This window comes from Pseudomonas sp. R11-23-07 (genome assembly GCF_003852295.1).
GTDB lineage: Bacteria > Pseudomonadota > Gammaproteobacteria > Pseudomonadales > Pseudomonadaceae > Aquipseudomonas.
On record NZ_CP027761.1, the window covers coordinates 2,241,281 to 2,255,516 of the forward strand.

At 61.2% G+C, this 14,236-nt stretch carries 9 protein-coding genes and 2 pseudogenes; 4 read left to right on the forward strand and 7 right to left on the reverse strand.

Translation table 11 applies throughout. From position 1 onward, the window contains the following. Nucleotides 1-80 precede the first annotated feature (80 nt). On the reverse strand, nt 81-5,201 hold the full coding sequence (locus C4J84_RS10380) for a dermonecrotic toxin domain-containing protein (RefSeq protein WP_124435267.1): 5,121 nt from the start codon (nt 5,199-5,201) through the stop codon (nt 81-83). A 178-nt stretch (nt 5,202-5,379) separates the two neighbouring features. On the opposite strand from C4J84_RS10380, the gene C4J84_RS10385 reads away from it, so the two are divergent. Beyond that, the gene (locus C4J84_RS10385) at nt 5,380-6,417 is read left to right on the forward strand and encodes an Ldh family oxidoreductase (RefSeq protein WP_124435268.1); all 1,038 of its coding nucleotides are present in this window, start codon (nt 5,380-5,382) and stop codon (nt 6,415-6,417) included. Between the two features lie 32 nt (nt 6,418-6,449). Here C4J84_RS10385 and C4J84_RS10390 read toward each other — a convergent pair whose 3' ends face one another. Next, nucleotides 6,450-6,770, reverse strand: a complete 321-nt coding sequence (locus C4J84_RS10390; protein WP_124362397.1) for a YqjD family protein — start codon at nt 6,768-6,770, stop codon at nt 6,450-6,452. Nucleotides 6,771-6,932: 162 nt separating this feature from the next. Here C4J84_RS10390 and C4J84_RS10395 point away from each other — a divergent pair, with 162 nt between their 5' ends. After that, a complete protein-coding gene (locus tag C4J84_RS10395) occupies nt 6,933-7,187 on the forward strand; it encodes a hypothetical protein (protein WP_003190904.1) in 255 nt (84 codons plus the stop codon). Here C4J84_RS10395 and C4J84_RS10400 read toward each other — a convergent pair. Continuing rightward, a pseudogene (locus C4J84_RS10400) lies at nt 7,180-7,716 on the reverse strand (LysR substrate-binding domain-containing protein); the annotation flags it as partial. The gene C4J84_RS10395 and the pseudogene C4J84_RS10400 overlap by 8 nt on opposite strands. Before the next feature lie 2 nt (nt 7,717-7,718). Between C4J84_RS10400 and C4J84_RS10405 the strand changes: the two are divergent. Beyond that, nucleotides 7,719-7,931: pseudogene (locus C4J84_RS10405) on the forward strand (carbon-nitrogen hydrolase family protein); the annotation flags it as partial. A gap of 131 nt (nt 7,932-8,062) precedes the next feature. On the opposite strand, the gene C4J84_RS10410 reads toward C4J84_RS10405, so the two are convergent. Continuing rightward, nucleotides 8,063-8,524 (reverse strand): LEA type 2 family protein, encoded by a 462-nt coding sequence (locus C4J84_RS10410; protein WP_124362399.1) that lies wholly within the window; start codon nt 8,522-8,524, stop codon nt 8,063-8,065. 12 nt (nt 8,525-8,536) lie between these two features. Further along, nucleotides 8,537-9,967: a nucleobase:cation symporter-2 family protein gene (locus C4J84_RS10415; RefSeq protein WP_124435269.1), complete on the reverse strand. Its 1,431-nt coding sequence runs from the start codon at nt 9,965-9,967 to the stop codon at nt 8,537-8,539. Nucleotides 9,968-10,198: 231 nt separating this feature from the next. Between C4J84_RS10415 and C4J84_RS10420 the strand changes: the two genes are divergently transcribed. Beyond that, complete coding sequence (locus C4J84_RS10420) at nt 10,199-11,824, forward strand: methyl-accepting chemotaxis protein (RefSeq protein ID WP_124435270.1); 1,626 nt, start codon at nt 10,199-10,201, stop codon at nt 11,822-11,824. 117 nt (nt 11,825-11,941) lie between these two features. Here the strand turns inward: C4J84_RS10420 and C4J84_RS10425 are convergent, their stop codons facing one another. Both C4J84_RS10425 and C4J84_RS10430 read right to left on the reverse strand, forming a co-directional pair. Continuing rightward, nucleotides 11,942-12,916, reverse strand: a complete 975-nt coding sequence (locus C4J84_RS10425) for an NAD(P)-dependent oxidoreductase (RefSeq protein ID WP_124435271.1) — start codon at nt 12,914-12,916, stop codon at nt 11,942-11,944. Continuing rightward, nucleotides 12,916-14,211 carry an MFS transporter gene (locus tag C4J84_RS10430; protein WP_124362403.1) on the reverse strand — a complete coding sequence of 432 codons (1,296 nt, stop codon included), beginning with the start codon at nt 14,209-14,211 and terminating at the stop codon, nt 12,916-12,918. Before C4J84_RS10430 ends, C4J84_RS10425 begins: the two co-directional genes overlap by 1 nt. Nucleotides 14,212-14,236 lie beyond the last annotated feature (25 nt).

A 14,236-nucleotide genomic window follows, 5' to 3' on the forward strand; every position in this document is an offset into this window, starting at 1 on the left:
TCATGGCAATTGCATATCAATTGGAACTTGTTCTCGTTTGGCGTGACCTGAAAATCAGCACATTCCTGCCGGGAGCCTGTTCAGGCGCCTATATCCAGCTTTCGGCCGAGTTCACTGATCATGTAAGTGACGGAGTCGGCATTGGCCAGGATCGTGTCGATACGTTTGTCGGCATTACTCATGAAGATCGACCGGGCGTCATCCAGCGTTCGGCCACCGGTGGTGCTCAGTACCTTTGCCTTTTGCGCCGACGTAGCGTCACTGCTGCCGAAGTCTTCCCATGCCTGACTGAAATCGTCCCATGTCTTGAACAGCAGCCTGACCGGCGTCATGAGGGACAGCGCGTTTAAGCGCAGGTCCGAAAGGTCGGTCTGCATCAGCTTGGTACGCGGGGTACTGACTTTGATCAGGTCTGGGAACGGCCGCATGCTGTCCAGGTAGGCCAGGTCCTCGGTCTGGGATTTGAGATGGGTGATCTCGTGAATCAATATGGTCGCTCGTGCATGGGCCGAGATGTCGAAGGGGATGTTCAGATGATTTTGATAGATATCCATGGGCGGGTCGAAGAAGCGGTCCAGCAAATAGATCTTCTGGGCCGCATCCTTGGGAATCACGAAAGCAAAGGATTGTCGCGGATTGTAGCGATGGGTGCCGCAGACAAAACGCTGTGAGTCGGGGTTGATCAAGGTGTGGTTGGTCAACTCGTTGAGAACCTCATCGATGCGCCGCTCGATTCTTCCCACCTGATCGAGCGTCAATGTGACCACGCCGAACAACTCACCGAAAATCCGCCCGAGCCGGCTTAGGGGATCCAAGTGTGTTGCGTAGTGGAGGAGGTTGCGTTTACAGGTGACCGTGTAATAAGTCGCCACGTTGAGCGCTTCATCAATGCACTGTGCTTTCCAGCTGGATAACGCGGCAATTTGCCTCATCCCCACCGCTTGGATATTGATGGAGTCGCGTTCGGCTCCTCGCGTCTGAACCTTGTCTGAGAAGCGACTCAACGTTTTGCCGTAAAGTGGATGATGCCGGTCGAGATCCAGCACCCATGCGCCCTGGGCGTCGCGTTGTATATAGGGGCCGTGCAGCTCGCCCTGGTTCAGGCGCCAACGCTCACCGGCACTTTTCACCGGGTACACCTTGCCCGCCAACGGCACGAAATGCTGGATGTCCGTCTTGCCCCGATAGAGGTGGCTTTGCGCGCTCAGCTCCAGATCGCGCAAGGCGATATCGTGCTGTTCAAAGGCTTGCAGCTCTGTGCGCCAGGGTGCCGTCAAATCCACCACATCCAGCTTCACGTCTGCCTTTGGGGCGGGCGTTTGCGGCAAGAGTTGGTCCAGGCCCTCGCGCAGGGAGGCTAATGCAGCCACGCCTGCGATGAAGGTTTTGAGCGCATGTTGCCAGCGGTGTTGCTGCAAGTCTTCGGCGGAGGTTTTGAACAGTTTGTGGCTGCGCCACACCGCCAACGGGTAGGCCAGCTTGCCGGCCAGGAACTGCAGGCTTTTGGGGATTTCCTGGGTGAGCAGGCTGGTCACCGCATCCCATGCTGCCTGGCCTGATCGCGAGAACTGGGAGGCCAGCATTCCCAGGAGCATCTCGGCATTGTCTTCAAACAGCCGCTTGAGCAGGTTGCCGGTGATAGGCGTAGCCCCAAAACTGATCTCCGAGCGCTCATGGCGCGGTTTTTCGTTGAGCAAATTGCGGTAAGTGGCTTGCTCGGGCGCCTCCAACTGGCCGACTACCCAGTCCTGCAGCGCACCGGGCGTGGTCAACTCGTTGAGGAACGCCGCTTCATTGGCATATTCCTTCAAGCCATGTGTGGGGCTGTAGGGGGCGTACAGGATCAGGGGGCCCGAAGCGCCGGCCTTGGGACCGATCAAGTAGCAGCCCTGCGCCTTGACCCGCGCCGCACCTGGGGTAGCGACCAGTTCCAGGGGCCGAATGATCGCCGTTACGCCCGCCATGGCGGCACGCGCCAGCGCGTCGGGCATATCGAAGATGTGCTGGATGAAGCCCCAGGCCGACGCGGACAGCCGCTCATCCAGGGTTTGTTGATGGGCATAGTGCAGCAACTGCCAGGGCAATTGCCGACAGAACAATTGACGACGCTCGCGGCTATCCTCGGTCTGGTCTTTGAGGTGAGTGGTCAGTAGCTTCTGGAAGGTACTTTTCAAATCCAGTTGTCGAACCAGTTGCACGATGGCATCGCCGTCCAGTCCCGCCGGTAGCTCGGTGGCTGTACGCGACAGTGGCTTGATGTCTTCGGCGTGCAGCTCGGGCAAGTGCCGCAGGGCGAAGTCGGTCAGGGTCTGCGCGCTGCCCTTCAAGTCGATACGACTCGGTATCAGTACGTCGTCCGGGTTGATCGATTGCCCTGGAAAACGCTTATCGAGCAAGGTTGAAAGGGTGCTCCTGGCCGCGTCGCGCAGAGGCGTGATGCTGTGCAGGTAGTCACGCTCGTCCGGCGCGCTGATGCGGTATTGCTCGAGCAGTTCGGCGTGCAGGCGTTGCTCGCGGGGGCTTGCCATGCCCAGCCATACCGGCAGCGCTTGCAGGTTGATCAGGGCCCGCGCAATGGCAATGGACCTGGGCAGGTTGGTTGGTGGTGCCCGGCGGATGATGCTGTCCATGCAGTCCTGAAAGCGCTTTGCGTTCAGTTTCATCGAGAATAAGTGGTCTATCTCGTCTCGCGTGAAGTCGCTGTAGCTCTGTTGCCGGTCGTGCAGCAGGTGGTCGTCGATACGCCGCAGTGGGCCGAACTGCCAGGCCTGATGGGGGACACGCTTGGAGATCGGCAGGTTCTCCAGCAGGGTTAATCGCTTCAGGGGGTCTTGCAAGCCTTGCTCCACTGCTTGGCGCAGGGCCTTGATCGACCCATAGGCCTCGTAGCCGTTACGTGGCGTCCACAGCAGCGCCGTTCCTGAATGAATGGGGTCCGTGCCGCCACGTTCGGTCAGCACAAAACAGTTAGCCAGGGCCTGAGGCGTGCTCTGCGCGCCGGTTTTGAGGGTCAGGCCAAAGGCATCCGGTATGAACCCGTTCAGGCCGTGACGGGTCATCCGGGTCATGCTGTTGGCGTTCAGAACGCTGTCCAGCAGGGCGAGGCTTTGGGCCGGCAAACTCTTGTGCAGCCGTCTCAACTGCGCCTCACCGCTCAAACCCTGCAACATGCCCAGGCTCAGGTGCGCCTGGTTATTCTCCAGGAGAAGATTGGGCAGTGCACGCAGGTCGTCACGTGCAAACGTGCCCAGGACTCGCTCGATGATCGAATTGAAGGTCGCGATGCTCAGGTTATGCAGCTTATAGGCGACACCGGCATGGCGGTCGCCGTAGAACCAGGTCAGGCTGGACTCGCTCAGCGCATCGGTTTGCCGGGCCAGGCGGGCAATGAAGTGCTCGACCATGCTCGATGAGGCCAGGGGCGGGCGGATTTCGCGCTCCAGGGCCTGGGTGGGGTAGGTATTGATATGAACCTCGTCGGCCTTCAGCGCCAATTGGCGCTTGGCCAACTCGGCGTCCAGTGCATGGGCCGCCAGTTCGCGCAAGGTCAGATACCGGCTGCGCTCCTCGGCCATTGCCGCCTCGATCGCCTGCAATCGTTGCAGGTGCAACTTGGACTTTTCCGCCTGGACCGTGGTGGGGCGGCCACTGTCAGTGGTGATGGGATGGACGCTCCAGCGCCCGTCCGTCTCCTGCTCCAGCAAACGGCTGTCGAGCATGGTCCGTACGTCCAGGGCACTTTCGACTTGTGCGGCCAGGTCGACGCCGCCCGCGCTGCGCCGAAACAGCCCCAGCGCCGTTTCCAGGTTGTCGAATTGCTTGGCAATGATGTCCTCGATGATTTCCTGGAACACATCGCCAGCGACGGGCTTGCCGGTCACCTGAATGTGATCCATGCCGACAAACACACTGCGCTCATCCACGGACAGGAAATTGAGCAGCTCATCTTCGTGTCCTGCGGTTTTGAGCATGCTCAACAGGGCATCGTTAAGGTCGTTCAGGTCTGCGAGTACCTGCAAACCCCGTGATTGGGTGTAGAGGTAAGCTTGGGAATTGCTGATCATCAGGGTGCTGGCCAGATCGACGTAATGTTGAAACGGCGCATGTATGCGCACCTTTTCTACGCTCAGCCGACTGTCGGAGGCGGTACGCGCGGCTTGGTCGGGAAGGAACAGCGTCCTCAGTTTTTGACTTTGATCGGCGGACAGAATCATTTCCTGTTGCTTGAACAGCAGGTCAACGCGGCATTTGTCACTGATAACCCGGCTGAAGAAGCGTCGGCGTGACTGGCGGCCGTTGAAGTCCTCGTTCCAGTAGGTCTGCAACAGGCTGTTCAATAACGTTGAAAGTATGCCGCTGGTTTGTTCGATCACGCTGTCCCAACGCTGCTGGTCTTGAGCCTGTTGCTCCGGGGTATGGGCGGCGGTGTCGAGACCGATATTGGAAAAAGTATGCGTCTGCTCCGTCGGCCACGCGTGATTCACATAAAAACGCAACAGCGCATCGCGCAGGGGCTCGGAGGTGACCCATCGACGGTCTTCTGCGGCCGACTCTCGGCTGAAGAAGCTCACCCGTGTATCGCGCTGGTTCAGGCCCGGGAAATAGGGGCGGGCCATGATGCCGAGCAAGGTGTCGAGCATCCCGTGCAGGCTTGGGAGTTTGCGCAACTCGTCGAGCATGACTGCTACGTTTTTCTGCTGGCCGTCCAGGATGGCTTGCTGCTGGTCCTCCATCACCGCACCCTGGATGACGGAGGTGGTCGCGGTCAGGCGCACCGCCAGCGGCAGCGCATCCTGCTCGTCGATAGACAAAAAGCGCAGCAAATCGCTGCGTTGTGCAGGTTGCCTCAGCCGCTCGTCCACTTCATTGAGCAGGGCGGTGTGGCTGTCGAACAACTCCAGCCCTGTGTACGGGGTGTAGAGCACGGCCTTTGCCTCGTCCGGCGTCGGGCTGATGACAAAGGCGCCTGCCAGTGGGGTGGGGTGTTTGCCGGTGGGGTTGATCAGCAACCTTTCCACCAGTATGGGGTACTCGTTTAAGGCCGTGTCCCTGCGTGCCGTGTCAGTGGCGTAGTACAGCGTGTGCAGCCAATTCAGATCTTTCACCGTGAAGCCCAGCGCACGCTCCCGTGGCGTGGGCTCCTTGCGGCTGACAGGATGCAGGAATTCATCGAAAAAGTAGGGCACGGTCACATTCGCCATCCGGCATCTCCATTGTTGCGCGGTTATGAACCGTCAACGTAGAGGGCGGCGGCGGGCGTGCTGCGGTAGATAACTGGCTCAGACGTCAAGCGCCCGTTGACAGCAGGCACGGAAGGCGTTGTTTAATCGTCGGTCTGGATTCTTGTTGCCTCTTCCAATTACAAAATCGGAGCTACAGATGTCTGCCCAGTCCCCGATAGTTGACAACGCGACAGCGCTCATCGGTTTCAACGACCTGGTGGGGTTGCTGCAAGCGGTGTTCGTGAAGCACGGCACCTCGCCACAAGTAGCTGCGATCCTGGCGCACAATTGCGCCAGCGCCGAGCGCGACGGCGCACATAGTCACGGCATTTTCCGCATCCCCGGTTACCTCAGTAGCCTGGCCAGTGGCTGGGTCAATGGCCAGGCCGTGCCGGTGGTGACCGATGTCGCGTCCGGCTTCGTGCGGGTGGACGCCGGCAACGGGTTTGCCCAGCCCGCCCTTGAAGCGGCGCGAGCGTTGCTGGTGGACAAGGCCCGTAGCGCCGGCATCGCGCTGCTGGCGATTCACAATTCCCATCACTTTGCCGCCCTGTGGCCGGATGTCGAGCCCTTCGCCGAAGAAGGGCTGGTGGCCTTGAGCGTGGTCAACAGCATGACCTGCGTGGTGCCCCATGGTGCCGACCGCCCGTTATTCGGCACCAACCCCATTGCCTTTGCCGCGCCGCGTGCCGACGGCCCGCCGATCGTGTTCGACCTGGCCACCAGCGCCATCGCCCATGGCGACGTGCAGATCGCCGCGCGCAAGGGCGAACGCCTGCCTCCGGGCATGGGCGTAGACAGCCTGGGCCAGCCGACCCAGGACCCTAAAGCCATTCTGGAAGGCGGCGCACTGTTGCCGTTTGGCGGGCACAAGGGCTCGGCGCTGTCGATGATGGTCGAGCTGCTGGCGGCCGCGTTAACGGGCGGTCATTTTTCGTTCGAATTCAGTTGGGCTGATCATCCGGGGGCGCGTACACCGTGGACAGGCCAGCTGCTGATCGTGATCGACCCGAGCAAGACCGCCGGGCAAAGCTTTGCGGTGCGCAGCCAGGAACTGGTGCGACAGATGCATGCGGCGGGGTTGCGGCGGTTGCCGGGGGATCGGCGGCATCGCGCACGGGCGAAGTCGCAGGAAACGGGGATTGAACTTGAGGTACAGGACCTGCAGCAGCTGCAAGCGTTGGCGGCGGTTTGAAGGGGCTGCGCCCTGGGCGCAGCCCCTACTTATCAGTGACGGCGACCGAGCAGCAGGCCTACCACCAGGCCAAAGCCTGCGGAAATCGCCACGGTCTGCCAGGGGTGACCACCGATATAAGTCTCGGTGGCATCGACTACCGGCTTGCTGCGCTCACGAACGTTGGACACTGAGTCCAGGGCTTGCTTGAGTTTGATGGCGACCTGCTCGCGCAGGGTTTCGCCTTCCTCACCCACCAGTGATGCACTGCTCTTGAGCAGTTTGTCGGATTCTTCAATCAGCGAAGTCAGTTCGCTGAAGGCTTGATCCTTGATTTGATCTTCGACGGATTGGGCGGCGGTTTTGCGGGCCATGTGTGACTCCTTGCAAGTGTAGGTGACAGTGAACAATGGAGTATCGGGCGCTGGCAAAAGTTGCAGTTATTTTGCGGGCTGCCCATTTGCGGCAAAATCGAAATCGGGTCTTTTCGACCTACAGTGTAAGATGTCACCTATTTGTGCAGCAGGTAATTCAACATGAGCTTCAATCTCGCCAACAAGACTCTCGCCGAACGCGCCGAGCTGGAAGATGAAAAGTCCCGTCTCTACGACCTGTGGCAAACCAACCTGGGCAAGGCCAAGGGCGAAGCCGCGCGCTTGTTCGGCGAGCGCGCCAAGCGCAAGGGCAAATGGGCCGAGTGGGTGCGTGCGGAACTGGACGGCATGTCGCCGCCGGAGTTTTCCAACATGGTGCGCAGCGAAGTCAACAAGCTGATGGCGGCGGCTAAATAAAGCACGCCTCGATCGCCTCGCGCACCTTCAACAGCAGGGGGTCGAGCTGGGCCTGGGTGCGCCAGCCCAGCTCGACCGGATAGCGGGGCAATGCCAGTGGGCAGGGCAGTACGCGCAAGCCGGTCAGGCGGGCGATGGCCTCTGCGGCATGCCCAGGGATCGTCGCCACCGCCGCGCTGCCCTTGAGCAGAAACGCCAAGGCGGCAAAGTGGCTGGTGGACGCGCACACCTGGCGGCTCAAGCCGTGCGCCGCCAAGCCTTCATCGGTAATGCCGATAAACCCACCCGACGACACAAGCACATGTTCGCGCGCGACGAACCCCGTCAGGTCGAGCTGTTGCTGGCCGGGCGCCAGGCTGTCCGGATCCACCAGGCAGCGATAGTCACCTTCCCCGAGCACTTGCCGACTCAGGCGCCGCTCGGCAAACCCGCCGGCGGTGATCGCCAGGTCCAGGCTGCGGTCGAGCAGGGCGTCGGCGACGATCTGGCTGTGGGTCTGGCGAAAGATCACCCGCAGCTTCGGCAGACGCTGCCGCAGGCAGCGTGATTGTCGGGCCGATGGGAAACATTCTGGCCGGGCCGCTGGTGGGTAAGGCGGGCCTGCTGACAGCGCGGATCGATACCGATGAGTTGGTGCGGGCACGGTATGACTACGACGTGGTGGGGCATTACGCCAGGCCGGATATTTTTGAGTTGACGGTGGACGAACGCGCCAAGCCGGGTGTGCGCTATATCGCTGACTAAACGCGGTTAAACATGTGGGAGGGGGCTTGCTCCCGATAGCGGTGGGTCAGTTGCAGATAGGCTGACTGGTACACAGCCATCGGGAGCAAGCCCCCTCCCACATTGGATCTTCAGCGTTTGTCGCCCGCCGTTCACCAAGTGGCGGTGTTGGGCAAATCCAGCGTGCCCCGCTCGACAAAGCGCATCGTCCCAAACAGCCCACCCGCCAGTTTGCCCCGCAGTACATAGGGCAGGTTGTTCAGGCTCTGGGTCTGGCTCAGGCCCAAAGTCTGGCGCAATACGGTGAACGCCGAAACGCTGACCGGCACCATCAGCACGGCTTCGGAAAAGCGCGGGATGCTGCCGGCCTGGTCGCTGACGCCCGAGGCCAATGGTCGGCCGTTGACCTCCAGGTCCAGGGCCACGCCGTTGTAGTCGATTGGCGTTTCATTGGGGTTCTGCACCCGCAGCTTCACGGCGAAGCGTACTTCCAGGTCCTGGCTTTGCAGGGGTTCGATGCCGACCACGTTGATGTTGACCGGATCGCGATGGGGGAACAGCGCGCAGGCGCTCAAGGTCAGTAGCAACAGCGATAGAACCATGAGCTTGCGCATATAAAGGTGCTCCTAGTGTTTGGTGACGTCCGGGTCCTGCATGACCTTGAGGGTAGAGGACTCCGGATCGAATTCGTCTTCTTGCAGCTCTATGAACTCTTCCGGCAGGAAAATGTTCAGCAAGATTGCACAGAACGCCCCTACGGTGATCGGTGATTCGAAAATGTTGTGCAGCGCCTTGGGCAGGTCGCGCAGCACTTCCGGCACGGCGGCCACGCCCAGGCCCATGCCTAGGGAAATCGCCACGATCAGCACATTGCGTCGGTGCAGCCCGGCTTCGGCGAGGATCTTGATGCCGGCCACGGCCACGGTGCCGAACATGATCAGGGTCGCGCCGCCCAGCACCGGCTTGGGCATCAATTGCAGCACCGCGCCGATCATCGGGAACAGTCCCAGCAGTACCAGCAGGCCGGCGATGAAGTACGTCACGTAGCGGCTGGCGACGCCGGTCAGTTGGATCACGCCGTTGTTCTGGGCGAACGTCACCATCGGCAGGCTATTGAAGGTGGCCGCCATGGCCGAGTTGAGACCGTCGGCCAACAGGCCGGACTTGATGCGCTTGATGTACAGCGGGCCCTTGACCGGCTGCTGGGAAATCATCGAGTTGGCCGTCAGATCTCCGGCGGCCTCCAGCGGCGAAATCAGGAAGATCACCGCCACCGGGATAAACGCCACCCAGTCGAACGAAAACCCGTACTTGAACGGCACCGGCACGCTGATCAAGGGCACCTGGGGCAGGGCGGTCATGTCCACCCGGCCCAGCCACCACGCCACCACAAAGCCCAAGGTCAGGCCGATCACGATCGAGCCCAGGCGCAGGAACGGGTTGTCGAAGCGGTTGAGCACCACGATGGTCAGCAGCACCAGCGCCGCCAGGCCCATGTTGCTGGCGGCGCCCAGGTCGCCCGCACCAAAGCCGCCGGCCATGTCAGTCACCGCTACCTTGATCAGCGACAAGCCCATCAAGGTGATGATGGTGCCGGTGACCACCGGGGTAATCAGCTTGCGCAGCTTGCCGATGAACTGGCTGAGCACCACTTCGATGAAGGCTGCAAAAAAACAGATGCCAAAGATCGTCGAAAGAATCTCATCAGTGCCGCCGCCGCGGGCCTTGACCATGAAGCCGGCACTCAGGATCACGCTGATAAAGGAAAAACTGGTGCCTTGCAGGCATAACAGCCCGGAGCCGATGGGGCCGAAGGTACGTGCCTGTACGAAAGTGCCGAGCCCCGAGACAAACAGCGCCATGCTCACCAGATAAGGCACTTCGCTTTCCAGGCCCAGCACACCACCGACGATCAGGGTCGGCGTGATAATGCCGACGAAGCTCGCCAGCACATGCTGCAAGGCGGCAAATATCGCCGCCGTGAAGTGCGGACGGTCTTCCAGGCCGTAGATCAGGTCGGATTTATAGCGCGGGCGGGGGGCTTGAGCGTCAGACAAAATGAGGGCTCGGGTCAGAAAAGGGAGGCGCAGGATGCCAGAAACGGCCAGTCGTCAGAAGTGTAATAAATTATTTATAAAGCGCCTGCATAAAACGTCGACATCAGCCGATACCCCGTATAGGCCCACCTATCCACTACACCAGGGGTGGCCAAGGTCTGGTAGCGCGTTGGCGCTGACGGATCGATTCGCGGCAGGTCGCTGGCGAACATCACTTCTGAGAGCCCCCTTATGTCCCTGCGTCATCTGAATATTGCCCCTCGCGCATTTCTCGGATTTGCCTTCATTGCAGTGCTGGTGGTCATTTTGGGGGTATTTGCGGTCAACCGCATGACCCTGATGCGCCAGGCTTCGCTGGACATGAGCACCAATCAGCTGCCCAGTGTGACGTACCTGGGGCATATGACGGAAAACGTGTTGCGCATGCGCATCCTGTCCTTTCGCGTGCTGGTCAACCGTGAGCCGGCGGCCCTGCAGGAAGCCGAAGCCCGCATCGGCGTGTTGGTGGACAAGGCCAGGGTCGCGCAGACCCATTACGCCGCGTTGCCGGCAGGTGCCGAGGAGGCGGTGTTGTATAAGGCATTCGCCACCACCTTGGACAACTACGTCAAGGCCCAGGCCGACATGATTGCCCTGTCCAAGCAAGACAAGGTCGATGAAATGCGCGCCCTGATCAACAGCCGTATCAAGGAAGGCACCGACCAGATGGGCGAGCAGTTGAACAAACTGATCGCCCTCAACGCCGCCGGCGCCAAGGCTGCCGATAGCCAGGCAGAGCACAGTTACGAAGGCGCCATTACCGGCGTCATCGTGGTATCGGTCGCCGCTGCGTTGCTGACGGTGTTGCTGGCCTGGCTGCTGACCCGCAGCATCGTCACGCCGTTGCGCAAGGCCGTGCAAGCGGCTGAAAGCATCGCCGGCGGCAACCTGACGACAACCATCGAGGACGACGGCAAGGACGAACCGGCGCGCCTGATCAGTGCCTTGTCGACCATGCAGGCCAACCTGCGCCAGACCATCCAGCACATTGCAGGCTCGGCCACGCAGCTTGGGTCGGCTGCCGAAGAACTGAGCGCAGTCACCGAAGAAGCCTCCCGTGGCTTGCAACAGCAGAACAATGAAATCGACCAGGCGGCCACGGCGGTCAATGAGATGACTGCAGCCGTGGAAGAGGTGGCGCGCAATGCGGTGTCCACCTCTGAAGCGTCCGGCCAGTCCAACCAGGCGGCGCGGGAAGGGCGCGACCGGGTGGTGGAGACGGTCGGGGCAATCCAGACCATGACCCAGGATGTGCAGAACACGGCGGCGATGATCGAAGGGCTGGCAGCGCAAGGGCGTGACATCGGCAAGGTACTGGACGTGATCCGTGCGATTGCCGAGCAGACCAACCTGTTGGCGCTCAACGCCGCGATCGAGGCGGCGCGTGCCGGTGAAGCCGGACGTGGCTTCGCCGTGGTGGCCGACGAAGTGCGGGCGCTGGCCCATCGCACCGCGCAGTCCACCCAGGAAATCGAGAAAATGGTCGCCGGCATCCAGAACGGCACCGGTGAAGCCGTGCAATCCATGCAGCAGAGCAACCAGCGCACCCAACACACCCTGGAACTGGCCCGCGCCGCTGGCGTGGCGCTGGAGCAGATCACCCAGTCGATCAGCCTGATCAACGAACGCAACCTGGTGATCGCCAGCGCCTCGGAAGAGCAGGCTCAGGTGTCGCGCGAAGTGGACCGCAATCTGGTGAACATCCGTGACCTGGCGACGCAGTCGGCAGCGGGCGCCAACCAGACCAGCGCGGCCAGCCATGAGCTGTCGCGGTTGGCGGTGGATTTGAATGGGATGGTGGCCAAGTTCGTTATCTAGAATCTGAAATGCAATCCAAATGTGGGAGGGGGCTTGCCCCCGATGGCAGTGTGTCAGTCAGTCTATTTTTAGCTGACCCACCGCTATCGGGAGCAAGCCCCCTCCCACATGAGTTCACTATTTCCAGGCGCCTGGGTTCACCAGGTTCTGCGGCCGCTCTCCGGCCAACGCCTGCAGCAGATTATCCACTGCACATTTGGCCATCGCCTCGCGTGTCTCATGGGTCGCCGAGCCTATGTGCGGCGTCGCCACCACATTGTTCAACCGCAGCAGCGGCGATGCGTGGTCGAGCGGTTCTTTCTCGAACACATCCAACCCGGCCGCGCGAATGGTGCGCTGTTGCAAGGCTTCGACCAGCGCCGCTTCGTCCACCACCTTGCCCCGCGAAATGTTGATAAAGATCGTCTCCGGCCCCATTAACGCGAACTCTTCAGCGCCAATCAGCTTCTCGGTTTCAGCCGTCAGCGGCAAGGTCAGGCAGACAAAATCGGCCTCTTTGAGCAGTTCCGGCAAGCTGCGGTACTGCGCGCCAAAACGCGCCTCTACCGCAGGCTTGGGCGAATGGCTGTGGTAGATCACCGGCATGCCGAAGCCAAAATGCCCACGCTGGGCCAAGGCTTCGCCGATACGCCCCATGCCGATGATGCCTAAAGTCTTGCCGTGTACATCGCTGCCGAAGTGTGCCGGGCCGATGTTCTTGTTCCATTGGCCGGCGCGCACCATGTCGGCCAGTTCCACCACGCGTCGGGCGGTCGCGAGGATCAGCGCAAAGCCGGTGTCGGCGGTGGTTTCGGTGAGCACATCCGGGGTGTTGCTGAGCAGGATGCCGCGCTGGGTGAGGTAGTCGATGTCGTAGTTGTCCACCCCCACGGAAACGCTCGCCACCGCTTCCAGCTTCGGCGCAAGTTCAAGCAGGCCGGCATCCAGGCGCAGGCTGGCGCCCAACAGCCCGTGGGCGTTGGGCAGGGCGCTGCGCAGTTGGGCCAGGCCGGCCTCGTCCAGTGAGTCGATCAGGGTCACGTCGGCCTGCTCATGCAGGCGGGCCATCAGCGGCGCGGAGAGTTTCTTGTATAAAACCACGGATTTTTTCATCAGGAATTGGCCTTCATTTCGAGGGTAGCCACGGGCTCGCGTACGCGGTCGCTGGCGCCGGGCTTGAGGAAAATCGTCAGCACCACCGACAGCATCAACGCACCGCTCATCAACAGGTACGAAGCGCCCGGCGAACCGGTGCTGCTATTGAGGTAACCCACCAGGTACGAACCGCCGAACGAGCCCAGTGCGCCCATGCTGTTGATCAGCGCCATGGCGCCGCCGGCGACGTTGGCCGGAAGGATTTCCGGAACGATGGCGAAGAACGGACCATAAGGCGCGTACATGCACGCCCCGGCGATCACCAGCAGGGTGTAGGACCACCAGAAGTGTTCAGCCCCGAGCGCGTAGGAGGCATAGAACGCGATGGAGGCAACCAACAGCGGCGGCCAGACGAAGCGTTTACGCTTCTGCAGCTTGTCCGAACCCCAGGACACCACCAGCATGCCGATCACCGCTGCGAGGTAAGGCAGGGCTGACAGCCAGCCGGCTTCGACCATGTCCATCTTCAGGCCGGCCTTGAGGATCGACGGCAGCCACAGCACGAAGCCGTATACGCCAATGCTCCAGCAGAAGAACTGCAGCGCCAGGATGATCACCTTCGGCGAGCGAAAGGCCTCGGCGTAGTTTTTCACCGCCTTGATCCCGACTTGCTCGGCGGCCAGGGCAGTTTCCAGGCTGTGCTTTTCCGTGTCGCTCAGCCACTTGGCGTCCTTGGGACGCTCGTCGGCCAACTTCCACCAGATAAATGCCCATAACACCGCCGGCAGGCCCTCGATGATAAACATCCAGCGCCAGCTGAAATGCTGCACCAGATAGCCCGAGACCACCGACATCCACAGCATGGTCACCGGGTTGCCGAGGATCAGGAAGGTGTTGGCCCGCGAGCGTTCCGCACGGGTGAACCAGTGGCACAGGTACACCAGCATCGCCGGCATCACCGCAGCCTCGACCACCCCGAGCATGAAGCGGATGACGATCAGCATGTAGGCGTTGGAGACCACCCCGGTCAGGGTAGCCAGGCCGCCCCACAGGATCAGGCTGACGAAAATCAGCTTTTTGACGCTGCGCTTCTGCGCATAGATCGCCCCTGGCACCTGGAAGAAAAAGTAGCCGAGGAAAAACAGCGCGCCGAGCAGGGACGACATCCCCGGCGTGATCATCAGGTCTTCGGCCATCCCCGAGGCGGCGGCGAAGCCGTAGTTGGCGCGGTCCAGGTAGGCCAGGCTGTAAGTGATAAACACGATGGGCATGATGTACCACCAACGGCGGGTGGCGAGTTTCACGGTTTCCATAAGGTTGCTCCTGAGCTTGTTGTAG

Bases quoted from the DNA above. Each gene is read 5' to 3' on its own strand.
- C4J84_RS10390 (WP_124362397.1), bottom strand. From the start codon at position 6,770: ATGGCCCGCAAAACCGCCGCCCAATCCGTCGAAGATCAAATCAAGGAT.
- C4J84_RS10420 (WP_124435270.1), top strand. From the start codon at position 10,199: ATGTCCCTGCGTCATCTGAATATTGCCCCTCGCGCATTTCTCGGATTT.
- C4J84_RS10425 (WP_124435271.1), bottom strand. From the start codon at position 12,916: ATGAAAAAATCCGTGGTTTTATACAAGAAACTCTCCGCGCCGCTGATG.
- C4J84_RS10430 (WP_124362403.1), bottom strand. From the start codon at position 14,211: ATGGAAACCGTGAAACTCGCCACCCGCCGTTGGTGGTACATCATGCCC.
- C4J84_RS10410 (WP_124362399.1), bottom strand. From the start codon at position 8,524: ATGCGCAAGCTCATGGTTCTATCGCTGTTGCTACTGACCTTGAGCGCC.
- C4J84_RS10380 (WP_124435267.1), bottom strand. From the start codon at position 5,201: ATGGCGAATGTGACCGTGCCCTACTTTTTCGATGAATTCCTGCATCCT.
- C4J84_RS10395 (WP_003190904.1), top strand. From the start codon at position 6,933: ATGAGCTTCAATCTCGCCAACAAGACTCTCGCCGAACGCGCCGAGCTG.
- C4J84_RS10385 (WP_124435268.1), top strand. From the start codon at position 5,380: ATGTCTGCCCAGTCCCCGATAGTTGACAACGCGACAGCGCTCATCGGT.